The sequence below is a fragment of the Turicibacter sp. H121 genome, from assembly GCF_001543345.1.
In the GTDB taxonomy this organism is placed as follows: Bacteria; Bacillota_I; Bacilli_A; order MOL361; family Turicibacteraceae; genus Turicibacter; species Turicibacter bilis.
On record NZ_CP013476.1, the window covers coordinates 2,340,380 to 2,366,239 of the forward strand.

Sequence of the window (25,860 nt, forward strand, 5' to 3'; positions counted from 1 at the left end):
AGTCATCACTTTACGAGCCATTCTTCCATATAATGAACTATATGAATAGTTTGAGACTAAAGGAGAAATCGTATGTTATGGTTTGAAAGATTAAATAAAATTCAAGGATTTGATATTAATGATCCAGCTAATGCAAGACAAAATAGTTATGCTTGGTCAATGGTGGAATTTGGAGATTATATTTATATTGGAACTTGCAGAAATATGTTGATTTCTGCTGCTACTAGTTTTAGTGGTCAATTAAATCAAAATCCTATCATTACAACTGGAATCGATAATAACGCTGAAATTTGGAGATATAAAAAGGATGGAAGCTGTCCATGGCAACGAGTCTTTAAGACTAATTCTTCCGATAATAGTTATGGATTTCGAGCGATGATTACACATCAATCGGATTATTCTTGTGCCATTTATGCCGCAACGATTGGTGAAGAGGTGTATGTCTTTAAAAGTGAGGATGGAGTACACTGGAAAAAATTATACACCCCTGAATTGGTTGGGACAAGCTCGAGAGCTTTTGCCTCTTTGAACGGTAGATTGTATATCGCCACATTGGATGAAGCCATAGGTGGAGGAATGCCATATTTATATTCAAGCCAAGATCCTGAATTTGAACCTTTTGAGTTAGTGATTAACCCTAATAGTCGTTCTTTTATTCCAAGCCAAAATCCAGTTGGTGGAGTTGATAGCTTACAAGTTTTTAATCATAAACTGTATGTAGGGATTGAGACTGAAAGTGGAGCTGAAATCTGGCGTTCGAATGATAGCTATCCAACCATGAATGATTGGACACTAGTTGCTGATAAAGGATTTGGAGATGCAATGAATCGAAATGTGATGTCTACTGGAGTCTTTAAAAATCATCTGTATATTGCTGTGACTAAAGAGTTACCATTAGCTTTATTTGCACCACTCGGCTTTGATTTAATTCGGGTTGATAAAAATGATAACTGGGAAGTTGTTGTAGGAGGGAAGCCATTACTTTCATCCTCTCCTTCGACTGGAAAAAGAAATAAAAGCATTTCGGGATTTAATTCAGGATTTAACAATATCTTTAATGTTTATGGGTGGCAAATTAAAGAATATGAGAATCATTTAATTCTTACCACATATGATGCTTCAACTAATGTACGACTCCTATATGAGGTGTTTCGTAAAAATAAAGAGCAATATATAGAAAATATGGGAATAGAGAATTATACAAAGATTGTTAGAGCATACTCAAAAATTTTATGCTTATTGAATAAATATAATTATCCCAAAGGATTTGATATTTATACATCCACCGATGGTTGTCATTTTACACCAAGAGTTTTAGATGGTCTACATGATCCATATAGTTATGGTGGAAGGACTCTATTGGTTAGTTGTGAAGATGAGTTGTATCTTGGAACAGCAAATCCCTATTGTGGATGTAATGTTTGGAAAGCGCATTATGTCAACTCCAATTGCTACCATTCAAATGGTAACTTAAATACATACTTTAATAATTTGAATCAAATGAATGGTGAATTGCAAAAGGTTTATCCAGAGTTAATAGAAGCACTTGAGAACATGTTTACGTTACGAGCTCAGGCGACGAATCAACAAAGTGAAAATTAGAAGCAATCAATACAGCAAATTTAACTCTAATTAAAAAAGAATATTAGAACGTATATGAAATATAACCTATAGAATAGACACTATCAAACAATGGCTATTCTATAGGTTTTTTGGATAAGACGAATTGTTAATACAAATGCGATACTTTCTGATGAAATAGCTCGCTTCCCTACCAGAGGAGGATACCGCTTCGTGGGTAGGTGACCCATGCAGTTTTCTTCCCTAAACATTTTCGTGGTTGATGAATAATGAGACAGAATGTCTGATTAATCTCTTCATTATTAACTTGTGCTAAGTTTGTCTTCTTCTGCGAGAATTGTTCAAGAAGACCATTGGTATTTTCATTTGTAGTTTGTTGTGCTTCTTTAGTTAATGGACGTGATTGACCATGAACTCCAAAATCAGGTTTAGCATGTCGTATCCAATACATCGTCTTTATTAGATTATCCGCTTTTTTTAGTAATTTTATATGAAATATAGGTAGTGATCAATAGAGAGATGCTTCAACATAATAGAGATTTTTGAAATTCATAAAAACAGTGGTTTTTAGGAAAAAATCTTTTTTCATTGGTCAAAAAGGAGATCTGAAATGAATGAGATGTATGGATCACTAATATCAGTCAATTGATTTTGTAAGAGAACGGGATCATCAGTGACGATTCCATCGACCTGCATGGAAATCATGGATTGCATGCTTGATTCTTTATTGACAGTCCACGCATAGATTTGTTTTCCAGAACGATGAATCTGATCAATTAAAGCATATGAAATAAATGAGGCTTCGATGGAATAATAGTCGACATCCTCAAGATCTTGGTAATCGCCATAAGCTAACGCAGTGATGTAGACGGTTTGAATTTTTGGATTAATCATTTTGACAGCTTGTAAAACACGATAATCCATCGCCCCGATGAGACATTCTTTTTCCATGTTATATGCTTCGATGAGTTCAATGACTTTCCGTGCGACATCAACGGGATGATCTTTTGCTTTAATTTCAATCATCAACGTAATCTGACCTTTACTACGTTGTAGGACTTCTTCAAGCGTTGGAACCGGTTCGCCGTCAAATTCTGAAGAGAACCAGTTTCCCGCTTCAAGTGTTTGAATGTCTGAATAAGTGGCTTCACTGACTTTTCCATTAAAGCCAGTTGTTCGTTTGAGATTGGCATCATGCATTAAGATAATTTCACCATCTTTTGTTTGTTGAACATCAATTTCTGCCATATGGGCGCCACTTAATATGGCGTAGTCTAAGGCGGCTAATGTATTTTCAGGTGCATGAGTAGCTGACGCTCGATGAGCAATGATTTGCATTTCATCAGATAAGTGTTTATTAACATTGTAAAGATTATCTGGACTAATGAGCTCCCCAACTAATAGGCTTAAAATAAGAGTTGTACTTGCTAATAGAATGGGATGTTGGCGCTTTGAAGCATAGCCTGAAGAGAGGTGAGGGATAAAACTATGAGGTGATTGAACATATAATGTGGTTATAAAAGCACAAGTTCCAATTAGGAAGAGACTTGGAGCGATGATGGTTAACATGTTTTTAATCATTAAGGAAGCGTTAAAAAAGACCATCATGGCTTTCGATGATGGAAGTATTACTTTAATGACAAGTGCACAACTGAAAATAAAAAATCCATAAACGGTCATAAAGCCAATCGCGACTAATAATGACCACCTTATTAGTAAGGGGATAAGCTGACGAACGTTCTTTTTTGTCAGTTGAAGGCTTTCCTGACAAGCGGATAAAACAGATGTTTTTTTATAAATAAAAATCGGAAAAGTGAAAATAAAGTGAAGGCATAATAATTCAATGAGGACGATAAAAACGAAATACATCGGATGTAAGGGAGCCCTTTGATAAATGAAGTCAAATAAAAATTCAGTCATCGAGGCACCATCTAAAAAGACAAATTTAAAAACAAAGGCGGATACTGGAATGAAAAAAATTAAAGGAAATAGCAATATAATATTCTTAGGATAAAGGATCGTACAGGATTGTTTAATACTTTGTTCAATTAATCTAAAAATAGAAGGTCTCTGTTGATAAATAGCACATTGAATGAGAATGAAAATGGCCTGAATTTCAAAAAAGAAATAATAGCCTAAACAAAGAATCATTGAAAAACCTAGAATAAGGGTAGAGGGGGAAAAGATAAAGTGATAGATGATGCTAGGACTTAAATAAGTTAAATCGGCTTGTTGCATCATTGAGGTTAAAATTGAAAAAAACATAGGGATAATGACGACTAAAGCAAAGAATTTATGAATAAGTTCAAATAATAAGAGGGTCAGCCAATTCCATTTTATATAGTATAATGTTTGTTTAATCAGATGAAGCATTCTCTTGTCCTCCCTATCCGCCGTAATGCTTAATCATATGCAGAAGATTTAATTAATTTGCTTCATGATGAAAAGATTTAATCAAAGACATAATGAAAGTGAGTGGTCTTTGATTTGTCATAACGAGTTCTTGAGGGGATTGACCTATCTTTTAGACAGAACAGAGTAAAATTAACTTACTTGAAATTTTTAGAGTAAAACTAGCTTGAAAGAGGAAGTTAGAAAGTTCAATCATTGTTTACTAATTGACTAAATATTAGAGGTTATAGTTTATAGTATGACCCTATATGTGTTGAATCATGAGATAATATTAGATAATGTGTTATAAAATTAGGCAGTAAGGGATAAAAATAAAGAGTAAAGTTTAGTCATTCTTAATCTATAATAGATGAAATAGACTTTGAGTTTAGATGTAGTTCTTGTATAATAGAAATTATAACAAATAAGTGAGGTTAAATATGAGAAAACGTTATTATACTAATTTTGAATTTTACTATGATGAAAATACGATGGACATTCCGCAGCATATTCTAGAAAGTGAACAATTATCAGATGCAGCTAAAAATATTTATATTTACTTCATCTATTTAATCACTGAAAATGTAGAAGATGTTTTAGATGCACTCAGCCGAATTGATGAGGCGAAAAAGGATTTAGAGCCAGGACTTGAGGAACTTTTAGCTTGTGGATTAATTAAAAATGAGATTAAAACGAATGAAGCAGGCGAAGAAGAAGTACACTATATTGTTACAAAAGAGATGAATGAGTAAGCGTTAAGCTTACTTTTTTTATAAGGAAGAAGTGAAACGGAATTAGGAATCGTTATTATTGAAGGGGTATTATCTTTTTCTTCACCATTTATTTTGCCTATTTTACCGGTCTACTTAAGTCTATTATCAAATAGCACCAATGAAAATGAAACTAAGACAAGTTTTTTTATTCTGCCGTTAGTTTCCGTTTAAGCTGTTTTAGAACTTTAAGTTTAACGTAGCAAATGAAAGAGGTTATTTATTTCGAGATAGTAGCAATTGCTCTCATTTTTCATAAAATAAGATGAAAAGTTAGGAGTGATAGAATGAATTATTCAAATATTCGAATCGTCAATCAACCTTTCAATCCAGCTCTTGGGTGGACAACTATCAATCAAGGACCAAATAGTATTCAAATTCCATCAAGACCCCCATTTTATGGGCCTAGCATAGGAAATAATATGCCATCAAGTGGAGGTTCGCAGCCTTCTGGTAGTCAAATGATGCCAACAACGCCAGCTCCAAATTTTACGCCTCAAAAAAATCAAAATCAATTTAGTACCTTTGCAATTGATGCAGGTAGTATTAGCGGCTGCTTATATCGATGGGTATATATTTGGCCATCACGTTCAAATCAAGGATTTTGGCTTTATTTAACGTATGTAGGTCGCAGAAGTATTGCTGGTTTTAGAGCATCAGGATGGGGATTTAGTTATTATGGAATGGATGTTAATCAAATTGATTCGTTCCAGTGCTATTAAGATAGAATCTTTCTAACCATTCGGTTAGGAAGGTTTTTTAATAGTAAAATATTGAAAAATTAAAAGAGTTGGTGCAACAAAGACGTTAATAAGAGCAAAGCATTTAAAAAGAGGTGACATCGTTGCAATGGTCAGTTGACCATAGCGAGATGCTGGTGATGAGGGTATTTATTGAGGTATCTTCAAGGAAAAATATTGGAATAATTTATATTAAATATCATTGAAATGCGGTATACGTTAGCGCAGTCAGGATTAGTGGATAAAATTCGACAAAACTAGGCGTTATAACGCTCTCATCTTATGGGGAATAGAGTTTTATAAAATTGTGTACGTTTTCACATAGTTTCATTGAGTTTTTTTTCACAAAGTTATTGTTCAAAAATTCACAACATGCTATAATGAAGACATCAAGGAAAATATGAATAAAAAACATGAGAGGGGTTTTCTAGCATGAGAACTGAGAAAGAATTTATCAACTATATTAATGAATGTCCAACAAACGTTAAAATCCGAGGAAACCGACAAAGTATCATCTTATCTTGTGAAGATACTGAGGTAAAATTCCCAGTGGTTGATCATATTTATACACGTTTTGTGTGCTCATTATCACATGCAGAAATATTATCAATGGGACGATTAGAAGAAATTACGATAGAAGGATTAGAGGCATTAGCGATGGCAGCTATGAATCGAAAAGCATCAAGCTTTGACTTAGCATTCCAAGCTTAAGTAAAATAAAAAAATAGTAAAAATAGAGCGAATCAAGCTCTGTTTTTTTGATTGATTCGTATTAATGGTATATCCATTTTAAGGAAAACAAGGGTAGTGGATGAGAATAAAAACGTTTTATTTAACTGTAAAAATGAAAAAAGTCGAAAAAAAGACTTTACAATTCGAAATTTATTAGCTAAGATGAATACAAATATTCGCGTTGAAGAAGAATAGTAGAGATTACCCTTTTTTGTAGAGAGAGAATGGTTGGTGAAAATTCTCAAAAAGGAATCTTGAACCAGCCTTGGAGCTCTGTACCGAAAGATTGAGTAAGCTATTGATCTCGTTATCGATTTTAAAGATATGATGATAGAGCCATGGACTATGATCATAATTAGGGTGGTACCGCCGTTTTTGGCCCCTTACTTGGGGAGCAAAGCGGCGTTTTTTTTTGTATACAGGAAACGCCGAGATGCCCCTTAAACTAGATGAAAGATAAGGATGAACCTTATCTACGAACTTAATTTAGATTTTAGGGAGTGACGTAACATGAGTAAGAAATTTGTTCAAGCCATTACTGCGATTGATGAAGATTTTGCGCAGTGGTATACCGATGTTGTAAAGAAAGCGGAATTAGTTGATTATTCGAGTGTAAAAGGGTGTATGATTGTCCGTCCATATGGATATGCCATTTGGGAAAACATTCAAAGCTATTTAGATAAAAAATTTAAAGAAACAGGGCATGAAAATGTTTATATGCCAATGTTAATTCCAGAATCACTATTACAACGTGAAAAAGATCATGTCGAAGGATTTGCACCGGAAGTAGCCTGGGTGACACATGGTGGAAATGAGAAGTTAGCAGAACGATTAGTCGTTCGTCCAACGTCAGAAACTTTATTCTGTGATCATTATTCAAAAATTGTTCAAAGTTATAATGATTTACCCAAAAAATATAATCAATGGTGTTCGGTTGTTCGCTGGGAAAAAACAACGCGCCCATTCTTACGTACCACTGAATTCTTATGGCAAGAAGGTCACACCGTTCATGCGACGGCTGAAGAAGCTCAAGAAGAAACCTTGTTAATGTTAGATACTTATGCCAAAATGTGTGAAGAATTCTTAGCCATTCCAGTGATTAAAGGGCAAAAAACAGAAAAAGAAAAATTTTCTGGAGCCATTCAACGTATACGATTGAAAGCTTAATGCACGATGGAAAAGCATTACAAAGTGGAACATCACATAATTTTGGAACCGGATTTGCTAAAGCCTTTGATATTAAATTTGCAGATAAAGATTCTGAAATGAAATATGCACATCAAACATCATGGGGAGTGACAACGCGTTTAATCGGTGCGATTATCATGGTACATGGAGATAGTTCAGGTCTTGTTTTACCACCTAAAGTAGCGCCAACACAAGTCGTTATTATTCCAATTGCCGCACACAAAGAAGGAGTGATTGAAAAAGCGAATGAATTACAAGCACGCTTAGCAACTGTCGCTCGTGTCAAATGTGATACATCTGATAAAACACCAGGATGGAAGTTTAGTGAATATGAAATGAAAGGAATTCCTGTTCGTGTAGAAATCGGGCCAAAAGATATTGAAAATCATCAAGCAGTCTTAGTTCGTCGTGATACACGTGAGAAAATCGTCGTATCACTCGATGAATTAGAAATAAAAGTTGCAGAATTACTAGAAGATATCCAACGTCATTTATATGCAAAAGCTTTAGCGAAGCGTGAAGCGATGACATATACAGCGAAGACGATGGATGAATTAAAAGAAAATGCACAGAATCGTCCAGGTTTCACAAAGGCTATGTGGTGTATGAATCAAGCTTGTGAAGATAAAATTAAAGAAGAAGTTGGATTTACATCACGCTGTATGCCATTTGTCCAAGAAGAAATTTCACAAACGTGCGTCTGCTGTGGAAAAAAAGCGAAGACGATGGTTTACTGGGCCAAAGCTTACTAATGATTCTATTTTTAAAAGCCAAGCTATCGATATTTAAACATTGAACAAGTGAGAAAATAACAAGAAAATCAAAGCGGGAAAAATTAATCAATATATAAGAAGCAGTAAAGTTTTTACGATGGAAAACTCTTTATTGCTTCTATCGTTATCTGATGTTTCTAACATTTTGAAACTTTAACTTTGACGCCAATCATATAAATGATTTATTAATTTTATATAGTTTAAAATTTTATGCATATTTTAACAACTTGCTTCTTATAATGTGATATCAAACCATTAAAGGAGCTAATAATCATGAAAAAATTTGAATACCGATTAGAGGAATTACATATTGATATTAAATCAGCTTTAAATCCAGCATATACTGAGCTTCATGATCAGCTTGAAGAAAAATTAAATGAACTTGGAAAAGAAGGATGGCGTCTTTGTGGTGTCAATGGTTGCTTATATTATTTTGCACGGGAACTTTAGTCCTATATAATAAGGATAACAAACATAGAAATTAAGGGGAAAAATTAATTTAGCTTTATTTAGAAGAAGTATTAAGTGTGTCTCACTTGTTACTATCCTTTAAATAAAGCTTTTTTTTTATGAGTCTTCACCAGAAATGGTGCTTGACTAAATAAATGCTTATATTTACCTATAAAAAAAACATCTAAAATCTTGTACTTTAGTAAGTGCGACCAAATCAAAGTTAGGAGATTTTAGATGCACTTACATCATATCAATGATTTAATTCAATTACAAGATGTTACAGTCAGTAACTATTATATTTCAGAAGATCATGTTTTATTTTTAAGCCTGTGTCCAACAAAGAGTAAACAACCTTGTCCTTGTTGCCGTACTCAAGCATTTGTTATTTGTAAAGGTAGCCGTCAAAAACTACGTCAAGTTAGACATTTACGTTGTTTCAATCGTGAAACCATTTTATTGATTCCGATGAAGCGGCTTTTCTGTAAACAGTGTGAAGTTTCTTTTACCTATCAATATGCATTTTTGGCAGGGAAAACTCGTTATACAAACGATTATAAACGTGAACTTTCTAAACCGTTAGTCGGTACCACTGTTAAACAATTAACAGATACGTTTAAGGTCCCTTACTCAACTGGTGAACGCTTCATTAAGCAACATCTTGCTCATTTAATTCCGTCTATTCAAAGAAAAGTGATCGCTGCTGCTCAAGGATCAACTCGGCTCATATTAGGCATTGATGATTTTGCGATTCGAAAAGGTCATACTTATAATACAGGATTTCATGACCTAAGAAATGGTAACCTGTTAACATTAGTCATGGGAAGAACTTATCAAACGTTAATTCAAAATCAAGCCTTAATGAAGCAACTCAAAGAGTTGAAACCCTACGCTGTTGTGATGGATTTAGCACGTTCTTATCACAAATTTGTCGCTGAAGTTTTTCCTGATGCTATCCGAATTGCTGACCGATTTCATGTGAATCGTTATCTAACAGATGCCTTACAGGCTGTGAGAAGACGGATTAGTTTATCGCTAACACCGGAAAGTCGTAAATATCTGAAACGAAATAAAAACCTTATCGGTAAACGATATGATTCTTTGAGCGAGAAAGAAGAACGAAAATTAGGAAAACTTCTAAACTATTCAAAAGAACTGACGGAAGTGTATGCCATTAAAGAATCACTGATTAATTGGTATGAATTAAGTGATGAAACAAATTCTTATAGACGTTTAATTCAATGGATCGCTCGAGCTAAAGCCCTAAATATTCCTGAATTAACTGAAGCGCTTAAACCTTTTGAAAATTGGACAGAAGAAATTTCTAATTACCATAAGTGTCGTTACACAAATGGTTCAGTAGAAGGACGAAATAATAAAATTAAAACATTAATTCGAAGAAGTTATTTTCTTCCGAATCGAATGATCTATGAGAATAGAATCTTCTTAGAATGTAATGAACGATTTTTTATAGATGAATTAAGTGTCAAGAACCAATTTGAGCCTGTCAAGTTAAGTGTGTAAACTATTTTTAAAATTTATAGGTAGGGTGTTAAACGATCTGGATATAAGATTAATAATTGATTTAATATTTGACTCCAGTTTGAGATTTGACGTTGCCACTTCTTAGTGAATTCCATGGTTTGTAGATAGATTAATTTCATCACAGATGTTTCATTTGGGAAAGCTCCTTTATTTTTCAGAACTTTTCTTAATTGACTATTATAGCTCTCAATAGCGTTTGTTGTATAAATCATTTTTCGTATTTCTTTCGGAAAATGAAAGAGTTGATAAACTTCTTCGATGTTATTTTCCCAAACCCTAACTGCTAAAGGTATCAGTGGATTCCATTTATCCTTAAAGGTCTTAAAGGCTTGTTCTGCTGCCGGTTGATTGATGGCTTGATAGATTTGTTTCAAGTCATAACAGAATGATTTTCTATCTTGATAAGAAACAAATTTTGTTGATTGACGGATTAAATGAACTAAACAACGTTGAACTAAGGCATGAGGAAAAACAGCTTGAATGGCTTGTTTAAAACCACTTAAACCATCGACACAAGCGATACAAATATCTTGCACTCCACGCGCTTTTAGTTCATCTAACAAACTCATCCAATAAGAGGCGCTCTCTGCTTCACCAATAGAGAGACTTAAGATGTCTTTACGGCCCTCCAAAGATACTCCTATGATGCAGTAAACAGCCTTATTCGAAGCACTTATTCCATCACGCACTTTGACATGAAGAGCATCTAAGTAGATGATAGGATACACCGCATCCAAAGGTCTCTGTTGCCACTCCTGAATGAGTGGGATGACTTTATCAGTCACAGCGGAAATGGTTTCATGAGAGGTTTCGAATCCATAAATTTCTTCTAACGTTTTAGAGATATCACGTGTCGATAATCCCTTAGCATAAAGAGATAGAATCTTATCTTCAATTCCAATCACATTCGTTTGACGCTTAGGAACAATTTGAGGTTGAAATGACCCCTCACGATCTCTTGGAGCCTGCACTGTTGTTTCTCCGAGTCGTGTCTGAATCGTTTTGGGTTTACGTCCATTTCTTGCATTTGAAGTTGATTTATTACGAAAATCATATCGACTGTAACCTAAGTGTTGGTCTAATTCTGCTTCAAGTGCTTGTTCGATAAAGCTACCAAACATATCTAATAAGGCAGCTTCAATATCACCAGCAGATTTAATTTCATATTCATCTTGAATGAGGTTAAATAATTGATTCATTGCAGCTTTTCTTGTCATAAATGATAAACTCCTTCGAAATTAGTTAACTTATTATGGTAACTATTCTAAGAGTTTACACACTTTATCTTACAACCTCACCAATTTTGGTGTTGAGCCTTTTTTATAATAATTAAACATCTGGTGATTAGAATAAAATAGATTCAATGAGTCAATGAAAGATGAAAATGAAGGTTTTAAAAAGAAAAATGAATGAAAATGAGTGATCTCATAGTAATTTATGTAGCTATAATCTATTTAGATTGTTATCGTGATTGGTTTTGAATGAAAATGAATGAATTTGATTGAAAAGGATTGACTTTTGTAAACGCTTTTCTTATAATAAAATTGTAATTAAGTTAAAACATTCAAAAAAATAAGTTTAGTTAATAATATCAGTAATAATTGGATAAGTTATGAGATGAGGTGAAAAAGTGATTACGGAAGAACGACATCAATTGATTGTATCTGAATTAAAGCAAAAAGGATCAGTAAGAGTCGCAGATCTTGTTGAAAAATTTAATATCTCTGAATCCACGATTCGTCGTGATTTAGTTCAATTAGAGGCATTAAATTACTTGAAACGTGTACATGGTGGTGCAGTACCTGTTCAGAATAAGTTTGTTGAGAAAAGCTTTAATGATAAATCACATCAATTTGTTGCACAGAAGGATCTGATTGCCCAGTATGCTGCTTCATTAGTCGACGAAGGAGATAGTATTTATCTTGATTCTGGAACAACGACTTACGAGATGATTAAATATTTGAAAGGGAAAGAAATTGTTGTGGTGACCAATGGGTTATCACGTGTTGAATCGCTAATTGAATACAATATTCCTTGTTTCGTCCTTGGTGGAAAAGTGAAGCAAAAAACAAAAGCGGTTGTTGGCTATGAAGCTATTTCGGCCCTTCATCGTTACCGTTTTGATAAATGTTTTATGGGAAGTAATGGGGTTCATTCGTTACATGGATTTACAACCCCTGACCCAGAAGAAGCAATGATTAAGGAAAATGCGATTAAAGCTTCAAATGACATCTTTATCTTAGTAGACGATAGTAAGTTTGGAGAGGTCAGTTTTACAAGGTTTGCAGAAATAGGTGAGGCAACCATCATTACAAATAGTGACGATGATTTGACTCAATATCAAGATAAAACAACAGTGAAGGTAGTGAGAAAATGATTTATACAGTAACACTAAATCCTTCCATTGATTATGTCGTAAACATGGATCAATTAACGGAAGGTGCAGTCAATCGAGTAAACACAGAACATTTTTATGCAGGTGGAAAAGGAATTAATGTTTCGCAAATTTTAAATCAACATGAGATTGATAATATAGCACTTGGTTTTATTAGTGGATTTACAGGTGATTTTATAAAAGGTAGTCTTCAAGAAAAAGGGATTAAAACAGACTTTATTCAGTTAAAAGAAGGATATTCACGTATCAATATGAAAGTGAAGACATTATCTGATGAGACGGAAATCAATGGATCAGGACCAAAGATTTCAAATGAGGAAATTGAAAAACTATATCAAAAGCTAGATGGTTTAACTTCTGAAGACACGCTAGTGCTAGCTGGGAGTATTCCTGTTTCATTACCAGATGATTTTTATGAACAAATCATGAAATATGTAGCACCAAAACAAGTGAAGGTTATTGTTGATGCGACGAAAAACTTATTATTAAATGTATTAAAGTATCAACCATTCTTAATTAAACCGAATCATCATGAAATTGCCGAAATGTTTAATGTAACCATTTCTAGTACAGAAGATTTGTTACATTACGGAAATCAGCTAAAAGAGATGGGAGCACAAAATGTTTTAATCTCAATGGGGGGAGATGGTGCGATTTTAATTTCAGAAACTGGAGAGATTTATCGTAGTAATGTTCCAAAAGGAACAGTTAAAAATTCGGTTGGTGCGGGTGATTCAATGGTAGCTGGATTTATTGCAGGTTACCAAAAAGATGCTAGTTACGAAGAGGCATTACGATTAGGGGCTGCGAGTGGAAGTGCAACAGCTTTTTCAAGTGATGTGGCAACTAGAGGGGATATTGATGAATTGGTATCACAAATTAATGTAACTAAATTATAAAGTGGAGGTTAAATGATGAGGATTAAAGACTTATTAAGTAAACAGTCAATCAACCTAGATTTGAAAGCAACTAGTAAAATAGCTGCCATTGATGAATTAGTTGATTTAGTTAATGAGAGTGGAAACTTAAGTGATAAGGAAGCGTATAAAAAAGGAATTATTGCTCGTGAAGAGCAAAGTACAACGGGAATTGGCGAGGGAATCGCTATTCCACACGCCAAAACGAAAGCGGTTAAAAAAGCTTGTTTAGGAGCAGCTGTCAGTAAATCAGGGGTGGACTATGAATCATTTGATGGAAGTTTAGCTCATTTATTCTTCATGATTGCGGCTCCAGACGGAGCGAATAATACACACTTAGAAGTATTATCTCATTTATCAACGATTTTAATGGATGAAGATTTCCGTAAAAATTTAATGAATGCCAAATCAGTAGATGAGTTCTTATCATTAATTGATGCAAAAGAAACAGAGGCTTTCCCTGAAGAAACGGAAGAGCAAAAAGATGATTTCTATGAAACTCCAAAACGTGGAGATGCTCAATATCCTCGTGTTTTAGCGGTCACAGCTTGTCCAACAGGGATTGCCCATACCTTCATGGCGGCAGAAGCATTAAATAAAAAAGGTGCTGAGATGGGAATCTCAATTAAAGTTGAAACAAATGGATCAGCAGGAGCTAAAAATGTTTTAACAAAAGAAGAGATTGAACATTGTGATGCGATTATCGTGGCAGCTGATAAAAAGGTTGAAATGGCACGTTTCAATGGTAAAAAAGTTATTCAAACAAAAGTAGCAGATGGAATTCATAAATCAGAGGAGTTAATTACTCGTGCTATTAATGGAGATGCTCCCATTTATCATAATGCAGAAGGTTCTAGTGACGTTGAAGAGATATCAAACGAAAGTTTAGGACGTCAATTATATAAACACTTGATGAATGGTGTTTCAAATATGCTCCCATTCGTTGTAGCAGGGGGGATTTTAATTGCCCTCGCTTTCTTATTCGATGATCGCACGATTAATCCAGCGAACTTTGGATCAAATACCCCATTTGCAGCATTCTTTAAAACAGTCGGAGATGCAGCGTTTGGTTTCTTATTACCAGTTTTAGCAGGATTTATTGCTGTAAGTATTGGTGATCGTCCAGCAATGGTTGTTGGATTTGTTGGAGGATTATTAGCTAGTACAGGTGGAGCAGGCTTCTTAGGGGCTTTACTTGCTGGGTTTATTGCTGGATATTTAGTATTAGGTTTACGTAAAGTCTTCTCATTCTTACCACAATCACTGGAAGGAATTAAACCAGTATTATTGTATCCGTTATTTGGGACACTGTTAATTGGTGTCATTATGACATTTATTATTAATCCACCAGTTGCTTTCGTTAATAATGCGTTAACAGGATTCTTAAATAGTTTAGGAACAAGTTCAGCAGTTATTTTAGGGATTGTAGTAGCGGGTATGATGGCAATCGATATGGGAGGACCATTTAATAAAGCCGCTTATGTCTTTGGGATTGCTTCATTAGAGTCAGGAAATGAAGCGGTTATGGCAGCGGTTATGGCCGGAGGGATGGTACCACCACTTGCCATTGCTTTAGCGACAACATTCTTCGGAAATCGATTTACAAAACAAGAACGTGACTCAGGAAAAGTTAACTATATCATGGGATTATCATTCATTACTGAGGGGGCGATTCCATTTGCAGCCGCAGATCCATTAAAAGTGATTCCTTCATGTGTCATTGGTTCAGCTGTTGCAGGGGCATTAACGATGATTTTTGGTTGTACGTTACCAGCTCCACACGGTGGAATCTTTGTTTTACCAGTAATTGGAAACTGGTTCATGTATTTAGTAGCTATTTTAGTTGGCTCAATTGTTGGAGCGGTGATTCTAGGATTCTTAAAACGTTCAAAAAATGAAGCATAGCTAGCGCTAAAAAGCTTGAGATCAATGTGTCTCAAGCTTTTTATTATGACATAATAAAAAGCTATCGTCATAGATAGCTCTTAAGGTTAATGATTATTAGCAATCTTTTAATTGTCCATTGGCAATTAAGAATTCTTTAAATAATGGAAGTTTAACGATTAATTCATCACAAAATTGACGCCATTCAGGTAAACGATGATTATGGCGTTGTGACCAGATGTTCATTAATTGTAGATAATTCGTTGAAATACGTCCCGTCATTTTTAAGCCAGCAGGTGTTGAGTATAGAAGTTTTAAATAATCTTCTTTTGATTTTGTTTCGTTATAAACTTGTTGAAGTTCTTTTAAACGCTCAATAATGACTGAGTCCGTATATTCATTAAACGCTGCTTCTAAATCAAATTTACTAATACGATGCATTGTACTCATCCCTGTAATGATATCCGCAAAGTGATAACGCTGAAATTCAATCCAAGCTTTATTTGTAAAAGTAATGTCCATATTAACAACAATTCCTTTAGCAAATGAACAGTGTCCACTATTTAGAGGAGCTTTTAATAATTTTAATGCGCGCGCATAGTGACGATTTTCACCATTAATCTCTTCCTTTAAAAGGCTTGCTTGTTCAATACAGTGTTGTTCATCATATTCTTCGATCATTGCATAACCACTTGAAATAAGAGTCTCTTCTAAATCATAGACACGAAAATTTGTTATAACATTCATTACGTTTCTCTCCTCTTTTTTTGTAAAATGATATATCATTTTCTTGAATTCAGTCATTTAAGAACGAATAATCTCGAACTAAATGATAACTTGAAACCTTAAGTTAAGCAAGATGAAATAGTTTACAATTTAGATTATTTTCTTGAGTTTAAAATAAAAGATTTCAAATGTGAAAAGAAAGGTAAAGGAAGTGATTGAAAAATGAAAGTGTTGTTAAAAATGTCGAACTTTTTTAATAGAGTTGCATAAACTAATAGAAAAGGAAAGGAGGAGATCAACATGAGTCAAATGATTCCTAAAATTATTCATCAAATATGGATTGGCGATTCAGAAATTCCTAAACAATGCTTACAGTATATCGATTCATGGAAAAAACATCATTCAGATTGGGAGTATCGATTATGGACTGATGAAAATATGATTAAACTCCAGAATCAAGAGCTTTATGATTCAACGACAAACATTCGACAAAAAGCGGATATCGCGCGATATGAATTACTATATCGTTTTGGAGGAGTTTATGTGGATATTGATATGGAATGTTTCAAAAACATTGAGCCATTGTTAGATGGGGTTGAATTTTTTGTCGGTACTGAAGATGATTTTTATTTTTCAAATGAATTGATGGGCTGTGTTCCTTATCATGAGCTCATGTGTGAATTAGTTGAAGGAATACCTGCTTCTATAAAGTCTGATTATAATTTGACGATTGATGAGCAGAGTGGACCAATTTATATTACGAAATATTTGTTATGGATGCCTCAAGTTACAGTTGTTGAACAGGAAATTTTTTTTCCAGAACAAAATTGCCAAGCTAATCTTAAAAAAAGTTATGCCGCTCATCGGGCTAAATTATTAGCCTCTCTTTAGGGGGAGTTAGACATCCTTTAAGTGTTAGTCAATTCTCTTGATTCCATCTCATAAATTTGATATTCTTCTTTAAAGATTAATATTTGAAAGGATATCAATAATATGAGAAAACATTATGGGGTTTTAGCAACTCTTTTATCAGCTTTTATATTTGGATTTACCCCCATCTTAGCAAAGTGGACTTATGTAGGAGGAAGCAACGCCATTAGCCTGACATTTTATCGCTCATTTATGGCGCTTCCTGTCTTGTATATTATTCTAAACAGTCGAGGAGTTTCATTAAAGATTACCAAAAAAGAAGTCATGCATTTATTAATGGTGGGTGGTTTAGGACAAGCTTTAACAACGTTAACATTGTATGCATCGTATGATTATTTATCAGTTGGAATGGCAACGACGTTACATTTTATCTATCCTATTTTTGTGGTACTGGTAGGTGTTTTATACTATCATGAGTCATGGTCACCTGCCAAAATTATTGCTATTGGTTTAGCGATTTTTGGGATGTTGACTTTTATTGATCAAACAGGGGATATTAGTTTCATAGGCGTTTTCTTAGCATTTTTATCAGGCGTAACCTATGCTTTTTATATCTTATATATTGATAAGAGTGGCTTAAAACAGATGGATCCATTTAAATTGACCTTTTATTTAAGTCTAGTGGTGTCCATCTGTGTCTTTATTTATGGAATTTCGACACAAACCTTGGCATTCTCATTAACACCATGGTCTTGGTTTTTGACACTTATGATAGCATTACTTGTAACAGTAGGTGCTGTAGCTTTACTTCAAATTGGCATTCGATTAATCGGAAGTACAAAGGCCTCTATTTTATGTTTAGCTGAACCGATTACAAGTGTTGTTTGTGGAGTAGTATTATTAAATGAACAACTTTCAATCATGAAACTGATTGGTTGTGCATTTATTTTGCTATCGTCCTATTCGATTACAAAAGATAAATAAAAATATCTCACAAGTGTGAGATGTTTTTTTTATGCATGACAGAGATAGACAAGTTCCTTCTTTTTCACATGGTAAAATAAGAGAATATGAAGGGGGAAGCATGATGAAAAATCCTAAATCATTTACAACATTTTTGGAAGGATTTAATTTGGGGGCTATTTTAGCATTAATTTCACTAGGTGGAGCCTTGTTAAATAGTCAGACCATTCAGATATATAGTTTGATCCTAATTTTAATCGTAACGAATGGTATCGTTGTTGGAGTGGTTCGGCAGTATTTATTAATTCAATTGACTTTAACAAAAAACATGACTCGGTCATTTAAACAATCGAAAAATCAAGTTCCAGGCCGATTATTAGAGATGAGAAATTATAAACTTGCAGATACATTAAAGTTATTGGTCGGAATTAGTGCTAGGTTACGGATGAATATGTGTGGTGTTGTAGTTTTAATGTTGCTACTCCTGTTAACATTATTTTTACCAACCATTTATACCTATCGATTGGCCTCAGACATGATGATGTTTAGCTTGATATGGAGTTTTATATTTATCATTTATACGTTTAAAATTATTGGAGAGATTAATCACAATTATCATTATCTACAAAATCAAATTACTTATTTATTAGAGATACATCAATTTAATCGAGCAGAGATGAGACAAAAGCAAAGTTAATGGACTATCTATTGGGTTAGATGGTCTTTTTTATTGTTAGTGATTAATAAAGTGCATATACTATTAATAAATCATTCACTTTTAGTGGAGGAAATGACTTAGGGATTGAAAGAGTTTTGAATAGAGGAGAGTGAATTCATGTTCGAGGGGATAAGGGGGGAGTAGCATTGAGAAGCGAATTTTCAAAAGTCACAATTTTTCGCGCCATTATAGGATGTGGAATCATCCAAGTTTTGATGGCGATGATGAGTCAATGGATGAGTGCAAGTGCCGTGATAGAATTATCTTGGGGAGTGGAAGCCATTTGTTATTTTATGATGAGTGCTTATATCATTTGGCAGTCAACTTATCGTTTGAAAACTTTTAAAAAAGATATAGAAGGGTTGCAAAATAAAGAGTTACTTTTGTGTGTTTTACTCGTTTTTATGACTCAATATTTTATGTCAGTAGGAGGTTATCAAGTTGTTTTAAGTATCCTTTTTTATACGAACGAGAGGTTAGCGATTCAAGTTTATGAAGAACCTTTACTTCGCTTTAGTAGCCAGCAAGATTTATTATTTGCGTGTATCACTGTCTCGATTTTAGTACCCATCTTTGAAGAGTTTCTATTTCGTGGAGTGATTCTGTCCCGATTCATGAATTGGTTTTCAATGATAGGAGCGTTAGCCATCATGGCGCTTTGTTTTGGTTTTCTTCATGGGGTTGATTTCATCGGAGCAACTATATTTGGATTTTTATGTGGAATGCTATATCTCAAATTCGAAAATATTTGGGCTCCTATTTTAGTTCATCTTTTAAACAATGCGTTAACTTGCTTATCCTTTTCGTTAAGGCAAGAGGTTCATCCATCATTAGCCGCCTTGACTCAAAGTTATATTGATCATCAGTTTAAAGAGGGATTAGTATTGTTAAGCGTAGGAATGATATTGTTATTTTTCACCATAAAACGATTGAATTTAGTACGTCCCGAATAGAGACGTTTTTTGTTGGGGAGAATAGAAGCAGTTAATCGATTAAAAAGGGTGATAGTTGTGAATGAAAAACAATCAGTGATTCAATCAATTAAAAAATACATGGTTCCACTATTTCGTTGGATCGGATTGAGTTTATTTATGGGAATTCCAGTGGGAATTATCGTTGGTTTTTTTAAACAGGTGTTAAGTTTAGCTAATCAATATCGTGCTGATCATCCATGGTTAATTTATGGACTCCCTTTCGCAGGATATTGATTAGTTATTTATATGTCAAAGTAGGCCGAAATGCATATACAGGAGAAAATTTATTAAAGTCTGAAGTGATGCAAGCCTCAAAAGATATTCCTATTTATATGGTTCCTCTTGTCTTTTTTGGTTCCCTTTTAACGACTTTTTTTGGAGGATCGGCTGGAAAAGAAGCAGCGGGGATTGCGATGGGAGGGACACTAGCCGATGCCATTGCTCATCGTTTTAAATTAAGTGAGGAGGAACAACGAACACTCGTCGTGATAGGTGTTGGAAGTGGATTCGGCGTATTATACGATGTACCGCTAGCAGGAGCCATTTTAGGCATGGAATTAGTGCTGAAAAGGAAATTTCATTATGAAGCGTTGGTTCCTGCTTTTGTAAGTAGCGTTGTCGCGAATAAAGTGGCATATCTTTTAGGAGATCAAGCAATTGTTTATCCAGCATTGGACTTAGGTGGTTTTTCATTGCTATTAATTGTGAAGTTAATCGGTTTAGGAATTTTGTTTGGATTTGTTTCCATTTTATTTAATATCGCACTAGATACAGCACCTAAAGTTTATAGTCGACTAATCAAAAATCCAGTCGTTAAAGGGATTGTAGGGGGATGTTTAACGATTGTGTTATTTTGGATTGCAGGGGATAATTATAATGGCTTAGGCCAATCTTTTATTGCAAAGTCGTTTGAAGAATCTGTGAGTTTGATGGAATGGATTTGGAAAATTATCTTTACGGCTGTAGCATTAGGTTCAGTCTTTCAAGGTGGGCGTGGAAATCCAACCTTTTTTGTGGGAGCGACCTTTGGGAGTGCCATCGCTCCTTACTTTAATCTCAGTATTCCCTCTGTTGCCGCGTTAGGGATGATCGGTGTATTTTGTGGAGCTGCTAGTTTACCCTTAACCGGAATAGTTATGGCAATCGAGTACTTTGGTGCGAATGAAGTGATGGCCATTATTCTTGTCATGACCATCACTTATATGATTTCCGGGTTTTATGACCTTTTTAGTACTAACAAACTTGCGAAAGGAAAAAAGGAACTATTTGAAGCACAAATTAAATCATAAATGAAAAAAGATAGGTATCCCTATCTTTTTTAGTTGGCTTTTAACGTTAGACCGACCGGACAGTGATCAGAACCTAAAATTTCAGGATAAATACAAGCATCTGCTAAGCGATCGGTTAACTTGGCTGATGCAATAAAGTAGTCAATACGCCATCCAACATTTTTAGCACGAGCATTCGCACGGTATGACCACCATGAATAACATTCTTCTTTTGTTGGATAAAAGTGACGGAACGTATCAACAAATCCAGCATTTAAAAGATGTGTCATTTGGTTACGCTCATCAGGTGTAAATCCAGGATTTTTCGTATTTGTTTTTGGATTTTTTAAATCGATTTGTTGGTGAGCGACATTTAAATCACCACAAATAATCACAGGTTTTTTAGTCTCTAAATCTGTTAAATACGAACGGAAATCTTGCTCCCATTGCATACGATACTCTAAACGAGCAAGTTCATTCTGTGAGTTTGGTGTATAAACCGTAACTAAATAAAAATCTGAATACTCTAATGTAATCACACGTCCTTCTTGATCGTGTTCTTCCATCCCAATTCCATAAGCCACCGATAAAGGTTCATGCTTCGTAAAAATGGCTGTTCCCGAATACCCTTTTTTTATAGCATAATTCCAATACTGATAGTATCCATCCAAGTCTAAGTTGATTTGTCCTTCTTGTAGCTTTGTTTCTTGAACACAGAAGAAGTCGGCATCAACCTCGTTGAAAAAGTCTAAAAATCCTTTTTTGACACAGGCACGTAGCCCGTTTACATTCCAAGAGATAAACTTCATTCTCATCTTCCTCCTTTTTCGATAAGTTTACCGTAAATCAGTCAAAAAGTCCAATTGGATGATTGAGAATCTATGTAAAAAGATCGATCAATGAGATCGACCTTTTGGGTTTAATATAATTTAAAACGTTTATGAATGGGTTTTGTCGGAAGTGTAACACGAAAGGTGGTTAAGCCATTTACAGTACTGGTGACTGAAATCTTTCCTTGATGTTGGTCAATAATTGATTTGGCAATGGCTAATCCAAGACCATATACTCCCGTTTCTCGTGCTCGAGAAGAATCGACTCGATAAAATCGTTCAAAAATTTTATGAAGATGTTCTCTAGAAATTCCTTCACCTTCATTGCTAATTTCTAATTGATAAATAGCTCCAATTCGATGAAGATTTATTTCGATTTTTGTCTGAATAGGGGCGTGTTTAAGGGCGTTATCAAGGAGAATAACGACGACTTGTTGTAAACGTGCTTCTTCACCGGTATACATGAGGTTGGGTTCGATGTTCATTTGAAGCTCTTTTCCAGATTCAAAGATGAGGGATTCGAATGGAAGGATGACATTCATAATCGATTCACTTAAATTAAAAGAGCTTGATTTTATAAGAGATTCATTGTTATCTACTTTTGTAAGATAGAGGAGATCACTGACTAGTTTAGACATACGCTCAGTTTCTGATTGGATATAATCCATCCATTTTTGTTCACTACGAATGGTGTGATCTTTATTGGATAAAAGGATATCAGTGGTCGTTTGGATAACAGTCAGTGGTGTTTTCAGTTCATGAGAAGCATCGGCTACAAAATGTTGTTGTTTTTCCCAAGCGAGAGCAATCGGTTTAATGGCCCAATTCGCTAAATAATAGCTAATGATGGTAAGCATAACAATGCTAACGCCTCCAATTGCTACAAGAACGACAATCAATTGGGATAAGGTAGCAAGTTCGGTCGAACGATCAAGAAAGACAATTAGTTTGCTGCCATTAGGACGAACGTGTATTAAATAACGTAATTTTAAGTCATTAAAAGAAATAATCCCAGTGTCCTTGTCAGATGAGAGTACTTGTTCAACTAATTGTTCAGGATTACTTAAATTGGTTTCTTCCGGCATGTTTGATATCGTTTTAATGAGATGATTGGAGCTATCTAAAAGAAGGGTAAAACTTGAGCGCATTAACGTTTGATTAATAGGCACTGGATTTCTTTTAAGAGGGGCATTAAAATCTTTAAATGGCGTTCTCATAATTATTCCCTCATTTTGAGCGATTTGCTCCATGACTTTAATTGCTTGGACTTTTCCTGATTGATACATGAGATAATAAGTACTGCTAAAGATGGCAAAGAAAATCGTTAATAAAATCGATAGATTAATCCAAATGAAGCGATGTTTTAATTTTTTAATCATTTGTTGTTACTCCAAGGCAATATCCAACCCCGCGAACTGTTTTGATACAAACAGAGGATTTAATAAATTGAAGCTTTTTACGAAGGAATGAAATATAAACCTCTACGTTATTATAGTCAACATCTGCATCATATCCCCAAACTTTTTCGATTAATAGCTCTTTAGTCACAATCTGATTCCCATGATTCATTAGACAAGAGAGAATATTAAATTCTTTTAATCCAAGTTGAACTTTTTTCTCCTGACACCAAAGCTCATGAGTTGAAAGGTTAAGTTGACTATCTTCAAATTTAAGGCAGTCATCTGTCACCACTTCACCTTGACGGCGTAATAAAGCACGAACACGAGCGAGCAATTCTTCTGTTGCAAATGGTTTGGTCAAATAATCATCGGCCCCTAAATCGAGTCCGTGAACTTTATCTGAAATCTCATCTTTTGCTGTTAGAAACAACACTGGTGTTACAATGTTATGTTGACGAAGTTCTTTTAAAAGCTCAAATCCGTTTAGTTTTGGGAGCATGACATCTAAAATGATTAAGTCATAAATTCCACTTAGTCCGTAGTCTAGTCCAGTAGTTCCATCGTAGAAAATATCAACTATATATTTTTGGCTTTTTAAAATTTGCCCGATAGCGTCGGCTAATCGTCTTTCGTCTTCTACTAGTAAAATCCTCATATTTGTCACCTCTTTTTTTATTTTAGCACAGATATCTTAAAACAATCTGAAAGAAAAAAGAAGATTGAGAAAATATATAAGAAGTAGTCATTTTTACAATTTTTGTTGTTAGTTTCTATTCAGCATAGTTTAAGGTGTTCATTTAAAGGTAAGAGTTACAAAAAATTATCTACTTCTACCTAGAAGGTGAAAATATGATGGTGGCTAGATCAAAAAAGATTATACATTGCAAGTCATCATGAGAAAGAAAAGGAATAAAAAGCAAATAGAAGATTTAATTTGATTTGATTGATTAGTATTTTACTTAGTTTTCATTTAGAGATACATAAAACCTATCGAAAAGCATAAGATTAAGATAGAATGTAAACGAATAACTTGTACTGAAATGGGAGAGTTCGAGATGTATTTACACACGAGTCACTGTCACTTAGTCAAAAATAAAAGTCAAAACCTTCTCGTTGATGAGTGGGACCAATTACCGTATCCACTCATTCAACCAGAAGATAATCTCTTATATTTAGAGTGGAGTATTATTTTAGATGAAACTGAAAAACAAGTGGGGACTATTGCTTTGAAACAATTACCAGATATGGTGACTTTTGAAATGATTTATCATGTTGATCGAGAGGAAATAGGATTAGATTTAATGGAGGAACTATTAAAATTACAGATTGATTATTCTTTTAACTCTCTCAAAATTCAACGATTAATGATTCAAGTCCGCGCCATCAACTTTGATATGATTCGTATTCTAAGACGACTCGGGATGCGGTTAGAGGAAAAAACAATGATTCATGATTGTGCTTTAGTCATCTATACATTAACTAATTATCAACAATTAACCATGATGAAAATGCGTTCATCTAGTTTAGTGCATAGTCAAGTGCTACAATTTGTTAAAAATGAAGAAGAGATTCGAATTTTAATGCAAACCGGTTTACGTCTTAATCGAAATGCGCCGATTGACTTAATGCGTGATTATCATTACCGTCTTTTTGTTAATGAAGAAACTTTTTTAGATTATTTAAATTGTACCGATTGGATGCATCAGTTTGGTGATATAGTGATTGTTAAAAAAACAATTCTTTCAAAGTCTGCTTACTTATTTCAAATACAATTTCAAGATGGAGTGAGATTGGATTTAGAATTTATTTCACTTGTTAATTTATGGGGAGCTGTTTACGAAGAAACATTATGTCGAGTCATTTTAGATAAAGATGGCCTCTTACCTCCTCTTGATGATCCTAACGATAGTGCCCATTATCTTCAATGCCCAACTGAAGAAGAGTTTAATCAGTTATTAAATGACATTTGGTGGTATCAAATTGAAGTGGCGAAAGCAATGTATCGAGATGAAGTTACTTTAGTTAGTTCTATTTATGAAGAAATGTTACTTGAACGAGTTACGACACTATTAAGTTGGAAAATTGGGCTGAAATATGAATGGAAAATAGATTTAGGACGAAAAAAACGATGGTTAAAACGATATTTACCTGAAAGTATATACAATGATTACCTACATTTATATCCAAATAAATGCTATAACTCAATATGGGATCGTTTATTTTTCATGGGGTCATTTATTCAAAAAATAGCGATTGAAATTGCTCAAACTTTAGGCTATGATTACGATCAATCGCAAGGTGAGATAGTCACGAAGTTTTTACATCGAATTAATTCATTACCTGATAATGCGACAGAATTTAATTGAGAAAAGACATCAGTACTCAATCTGAGGAGCGTTGAGTAAAGCCTCTATCAACTTCAGACGTTAGTTATTGGATAATTTTTCGCTTAGCTTTCGTTTTCTAACTCCAGGGTTCCAATCCGTACGCCTTGCACTTTTTTAGGATTCAATCTCGATTCTTAATCATTTAACGTCTTCTAATGGTTGTTCGCAAGTTAATGATTTCGTTTCTTTCGGTTGATTTGGGTTTGTCATGTCGTATCGAGGCCTTCCTTTCGATCTAAATAAAGCCTCGATCCCAGCCTTAAGAAATTTCGTATTCCAATTGGCGATTGTTCTAATCTCTGAAACTTCAAAGTGATTTGCAGTCATACTATATGAGGCACCTGTTGTTTTCATATCG

General features: G+C 34.3%; 26 protein-coding genes and 1 other annotated feature. Of the genes, 18 read left to right on the forward strand and 8 right to left on the reverse strand.

The genetic code is table 11. The features are described 5' to 3' along the window. The first annotated feature begins 72 nt into the window (after positions 1-72). Complete coding sequence (locus AT726_RS11240) at positions 73-1,602, forward strand: hypothetical protein (RefSeq protein ID WP_068759607.1); 1,530 nt, start codon at positions 73-75, stop codon at positions 1,600-1,602. A 169-nt stretch (positions 1,603-1,771) separates the two neighbouring features. On the opposite strand, the gene AT726_RS11245 is transcribed toward AT726_RS11240, so the two are convergent. Together AT726_RS11245 and AT726_RS11250 are read right to left on the reverse strand one after the other, a co-directional pair. Continuing rightward, positions 1,772-2,032, reverse strand: coding sequence for a hypothetical protein (locus AT726_RS11245; protein ID WP_055275364.1), 261 nt, complete (start codon positions 2,030-2,032; stop codon positions 1,772-1,774). Between the two features lie 134 nt (positions 2,033-2,166). Then, entirely contained in the window at positions 2,167-3,954 is a 1,788-nt protein-coding gene (locus AT726_RS11250; protein WP_068759608.1) for a glycerophosphodiester phosphodiesterase, read from the reverse strand. A 458-nt stretch (positions 3,955-4,412) separates the two neighbouring features. Here AT726_RS11250 and AT726_RS11255 point away from each other — a divergent pair, with 458 nt between their 5' ends. The 7 genes from AT726_RS11255 (at position 4,413) to AT726_RS11275 (ending at position 10,149) form a co-directional block, all read left to right on the forward strand. Then, a complete protein-coding gene (locus tag AT726_RS11255; RefSeq protein WP_055275368.1) occupies positions 4,413-4,724 on the forward strand; it encodes a hypothetical protein in 312 nt (103 codons plus the stop codon). Positions 4,725-5,029: 305 nt separating this feature from the next. Beyond that, the gene (locus AT726_RS11260) at positions 5,030-5,464 is read left to right on the forward strand and encodes a hypothetical protein (protein WP_055275370.1); all 435 of its coding nucleotides are present in this window, start codon (positions 5,030-5,032) and stop codon (positions 5,462-5,464) included. 450 nt (positions 5,465-5,914) lie between these two features. Then, positions 5,915-6,193, forward strand: coding sequence for a hypothetical protein (locus AT726_RS11265; RefSeq protein WP_055242216.1), 279 nt, complete (start codon positions 5,915-5,917; stop codon positions 6,191-6,193). Between the two features lie 193 nt (positions 6,194-6,386). Beyond that, positions 6,387-6,601 (forward strand) — a binding site (T-box leader). Positions 6,602-6,724: 123 nt separating this feature from the next. Next, the gene (locus AT726_RS13655; RefSeq protein ID WP_443079924.1) at positions 6,725-7,381 is read left to right on the forward strand and encodes an aminoacyl--tRNA ligase-related protein; all 657 of its coding nucleotides are present in this window, start codon (positions 6,725-6,727) and stop codon (positions 7,379-7,381) included. Beyond that, entirely contained in the window at positions 7,381-8,154 is a 774-nt protein-coding gene (locus AT726_RS13660; protein WP_443079925.1) for a proline--tRNA ligase, read from the forward strand. The genes AT726_RS13655 and AT726_RS13660 overlap by 1 nt, the downstream gene beginning before the upstream one ends. Positions 8,155-8,448: 294 nt before the next feature. After that, positions 8,449-8,625 (forward strand): hypothetical protein, encoded by a 177-nt coding sequence (locus AT726_RS13075; RefSeq protein WP_172678164.1) that lies wholly within the window; start codon positions 8,449-8,451, stop codon positions 8,623-8,625. 237 nt (positions 8,626-8,862) lie between these two features. Then, positions 8,863-10,149, forward strand: coding sequence for an ISL3 family transposase (locus AT726_RS11275; RefSeq protein ID WP_068759609.1), 1,287 nt, complete (start codon positions 8,863-8,865; stop codon positions 10,147-10,149). A 14-nt stretch (positions 10,150-10,163) separates the two neighbouring features. On the opposite strand, the gene AT726_RS11280 is transcribed toward AT726_RS11275, so the two are convergent. Then, on the reverse strand, positions 10,164-11,387 hold the full coding sequence (locus AT726_RS11280; protein WP_201023060.1) for an IS256 family transposase: 1,224 nt from the start codon (positions 11,385-11,387) through the stop codon (positions 10,164-10,166). A 413-nt stretch (positions 11,388-11,800) separates the two neighbouring features. Between AT726_RS11280 and AT726_RS11285 the strand changes: the two genes are divergently transcribed. Genes AT726_RS11285 through AT726_RS11295 form a run of 3 tightly spaced genes read left to right on the forward strand, consistent with a single transcriptional unit; the run spans position 11,801 to position 15,387 of the window. Further along, positions 11,801-12,547: a DeoR/GlpR family DNA-binding transcription regulator gene (locus AT726_RS11285; RefSeq protein WP_068759610.1), complete on the forward strand. Its 747-nt coding sequence runs from the start codon at positions 11,801-11,803 to the stop codon at positions 12,545-12,547. After that, positions 12,544-13,464, forward strand: a complete 921-nt coding sequence (pfkB, locus tag AT726_RS11290) for a 1-phosphofructokinase (protein WP_068759611.1) — start codon at positions 12,544-12,546, stop codon at positions 13,462-13,464. The genes AT726_RS11285 and pfkB overlap by 4 nt, the downstream gene beginning before the upstream one ends. 15 nt (positions 13,465-13,479) lie before the next feature. After that, the gene (locus AT726_RS11295; protein WP_068759612.1) at positions 13,480-15,387 is read left to right on the forward strand and encodes a PTS fructose transporter subunit IIABC; all 1,908 of its coding nucleotides are present in this window, start codon (positions 13,480-13,482) and stop codon (positions 15,385-15,387) included. Between the two features lie 96 nt (positions 15,388-15,483). On the opposite strand, the gene AT726_RS11300 is transcribed toward AT726_RS11295, so the two are convergent. Further along, on the reverse strand, positions 15,484-16,113 hold the full coding sequence (locus tag AT726_RS11300) for a hypothetical protein (RefSeq protein WP_055275378.1): 630 nt from the start codon (positions 16,111-16,113) through the stop codon (positions 15,484-15,486). Between the two features lie 279 nt (positions 16,114-16,392). Here AT726_RS11300 and AT726_RS11305 point away from each other — a divergent pair, with 279 nt between their 5' ends. The 6 genes from AT726_RS11305 (at position 16,393) to AT726_RS11325 (ending at position 20,906) form a co-directional block, all read left to right on the forward strand. Then, positions 16,393-16,983 (forward strand): glycosyltransferase family 32 protein, encoded by a 591-nt coding sequence (locus AT726_RS11305; protein ID WP_055275380.1) that lies wholly within the window; start codon positions 16,393-16,395, stop codon positions 16,981-16,983. Positions 16,984-17,085: 102 nt separating this feature from the next. Then, positions 17,086-17,946: a DMT family transporter gene (locus AT726_RS11310; RefSeq protein ID WP_068759613.1), complete on the forward strand. Its 861-nt coding sequence runs from the start codon at positions 17,086-17,088 to the stop codon at positions 17,944-17,946. Between the two features lie 103 nt (positions 17,947-18,049). Further along, the gene (locus AT726_RS11315; protein WP_055242233.1) at positions 18,050-18,622 is read left to right on the forward strand and encodes a hypothetical protein; all 573 of its coding nucleotides are present in this window, start codon (positions 18,050-18,052) and stop codon (positions 18,620-18,622) included. A gap of 167 nt (positions 18,623-18,789) precedes the next feature. After that, complete coding sequence (locus tag AT726_RS11320) at positions 18,790-19,596, forward strand: CPBP family intramembrane glutamic endopeptidase (RefSeq protein ID WP_068759614.1); 807 nt, start codon at positions 18,790-18,792, stop codon at positions 19,594-19,596. A 57-nt stretch (positions 19,597-19,653) separates the two neighbouring features. Next, positions 19,654-19,851, forward strand: coding sequence for a hypothetical protein (locus tag AT726_RS13325; RefSeq protein WP_237297106.1), 198 nt, complete (start codon positions 19,654-19,656; stop codon positions 19,849-19,851). Continuing rightward, positions 19,848-20,906 (forward strand): chloride channel protein, encoded by a 1,059-nt coding sequence (locus AT726_RS11325; RefSeq protein WP_237297108.1) that lies wholly within the window; start codon positions 19,848-19,850, stop codon positions 20,904-20,906. Before AT726_RS13325 ends, AT726_RS11325 begins: the two co-directional genes overlap by 4 nt. Positions 20,907-20,935: 29 nt before the next feature. On the opposite strand, the gene AT726_RS11330 is transcribed toward AT726_RS11325, so the two are convergent. The 3 genes from AT726_RS11330 to AT726_RS11340 all read right to left on the reverse strand — a co-directional run bounded on the left by AT726_RS11330 (position 20,936) and on the right by AT726_RS11340 (position 23,770). After that, positions 20,936-21,694, reverse strand: coding sequence for an exodeoxyribonuclease III (locus AT726_RS11330; protein ID WP_055275386.1), 759 nt, complete (start codon positions 21,692-21,694; stop codon positions 20,936-20,938). 110 nt (positions 21,695-21,804) lie between these two features. Next, positions 21,805-23,094: a sensor histidine kinase gene (locus AT726_RS11335; RefSeq protein ID WP_068759615.1), complete on the reverse strand. Its 1,290-nt coding sequence runs from the start codon at positions 23,092-23,094 to the stop codon at positions 21,805-21,807. Beyond that, complete coding sequence (locus AT726_RS11340; RefSeq protein WP_055242238.1) at positions 23,087-23,770, reverse strand: response regulator transcription factor; 684 nt, start codon at positions 23,768-23,770, stop codon at positions 23,087-23,089. Before AT726_RS11340 ends, AT726_RS11335 begins: the two co-directional genes overlap by 8 nt. A 400-nt stretch (positions 23,771-24,170) precedes the next feature. Between AT726_RS11340 and AT726_RS11345 the strand changes: the two genes are divergently transcribed. Beyond that, positions 24,171-25,481 carry a GNAT family N-acetyltransferase gene (locus tag AT726_RS11345; protein ID WP_068759616.1) on the forward strand — a complete coding sequence of 437 codons (1,311 nt, stop codon included), beginning with the start codon at positions 24,171-24,173 and terminating at the stop codon, positions 25,479-25,481. 159 nt (positions 25,482-25,640) lie between these two features. Here AT726_RS11345 and AT726_RS11350 read toward each other — a convergent pair whose 3' ends face one another. Beyond that, positions 25,641-25,856, reverse strand: a complete 216-nt coding sequence (locus AT726_RS11350) for a helix-turn-helix domain-containing protein (RefSeq protein WP_055242286.1) — start codon at positions 25,854-25,856, stop codon at positions 25,641-25,643. Positions 25,857-25,860 lie beyond the last annotated feature (4 nt).

Excerpts from the sequence above, each read along its gene's own strand:
- AT726_RS11245 (WP_055275364.1), bottom strand. The coding sequence starts at position 2,032 with ATGTATTGGATACGACATGCTAAACCTGATTTTGGAGTTCATGGTCAA.
- AT726_RS11345 (WP_068759616.1), top strand. The coding sequence starts at position 24,171 with ATGTATTTACACACGAGTCACTGTCACTTAGTCAAAAATAAAAGTCAA.
- AT726_RS11330 (WP_055275386.1), bottom strand. The coding sequence starts at position 21,694 with ATGAAGTTTATCTCTTGGAATGTAAACGGGCTACGTGCCTGTGTCAAA.
- AT726_RS11260 (WP_055275370.1), top strand. The coding sequence starts at position 5,030 with ATGAATTATTCAAATATTCGAATCGTCAATCAACCTTTCAATCCAGCT.
- AT726_RS13655 (WP_443079924.1), top strand. The coding sequence starts at position 6,725 with ATGAGTAAGAAATTTGTTCAAGCCATTACTGCGATTGATGAAGATTTT.
- AT726_RS13075 (WP_172678164.1), top strand. The coding sequence starts at position 8,449 with ATGAAAAAATTTGAATACCGATTAGAGGAATTACATATTGATATTAAA.
- AT726_RS11275 (WP_068759609.1), top strand. The coding sequence starts at position 8,863 with ATGCACTTACATCATATCAATGATTTAATTCAATTACAAGATGTTACA.
- AT726_RS11340 (WP_055242238.1), bottom strand. The coding sequence starts at position 23,770 with ATGAGGATTTTACTAGTAGAAGACGAAAGACGATTAGCCGACGCTATC.
- AT726_RS11315 (WP_055242233.1), top strand. The coding sequence starts at position 18,050 with ATGAAAAATCCTAAATCATTTACAACATTTTTGGAAGGATTTAATTTG.
- AT726_RS11295 (WP_068759612.1), top strand. The coding sequence starts at position 13,480 with ATGAGGATTAAAGACTTATTAAGTAAACAGTCAATCAACCTAGATTTG.
- AT726_RS11305 (WP_055275380.1), top strand. The coding sequence starts at position 16,393 with ATGAGTCAAATGATTCCTAAAATTATTCATCAAATATGGATTGGCGAT.
- AT726_RS11240 (WP_068759607.1), top strand. The coding sequence starts at position 73 with ATGTTATGGTTTGAAAGATTAAATAAAATTCAAGGATTTGATATTAAT.
- AT726_RS11250 (WP_068759608.1), bottom strand. The coding sequence starts at position 3,954 with ATGCTTCATCTGATTAAACAAACATTATACTATATAAAATGGAATTGG.
- AT726_RS11280 (WP_201023060.1), bottom strand. The coding sequence starts at position 11,387 with ATGACAAGAAAAGCTGCAATGAATCAATTATTTAACCTCATTCAAGAT.
- AT726_RS11255 (WP_055275368.1), top strand. The coding sequence starts at position 4,413 with ATGAGAAAACGTTATTATACTAATTTTGAATTTTACTATGATGAAAAT.
- AT726_RS13660 (WP_443079925.1), top strand. The coding sequence starts at position 7,381 with ATGCACGATGGAAAAGCATTACAAAGTGGAACATCACATAATTTTGGA.
- AT726_RS11300 (WP_055275378.1), bottom strand. The coding sequence starts at position 16,113 with ATGAATGTTATAACAAATTTTCGTGTCTATGATTTAGAAGAGACTCTT.
- AT726_RS11265 (WP_055242216.1), top strand. The coding sequence starts at position 5,915 with ATGAGAACTGAGAAAGAATTTATCAACTATATTAATGAATGTCCAACA.
- pfkB (WP_068759611.1), top strand. The coding sequence starts at position 12,544 with ATGATTTATACAGTAACACTAAATCCTTCCATTGATTATGTCGTAAAC.
- AT726_RS11310 (WP_068759613.1), top strand. The coding sequence starts at position 17,086 with ATGAGAAAACATTATGGGGTTTTAGCAACTCTTTTATCAGCTTTTATA.
- AT726_RS11335 (WP_068759615.1), bottom strand. The coding sequence starts at position 23,094 with ATGATTAAAAAATTAAAACATCGCTTCATTTGGATTAATCTATCGATT.
- AT726_RS11350 (WP_055242286.1), bottom strand. The coding sequence starts at position 25,856 with ATGAAAACAACAGGTGCCTCATATAGTATGACTGCAAATCACTTTGAA.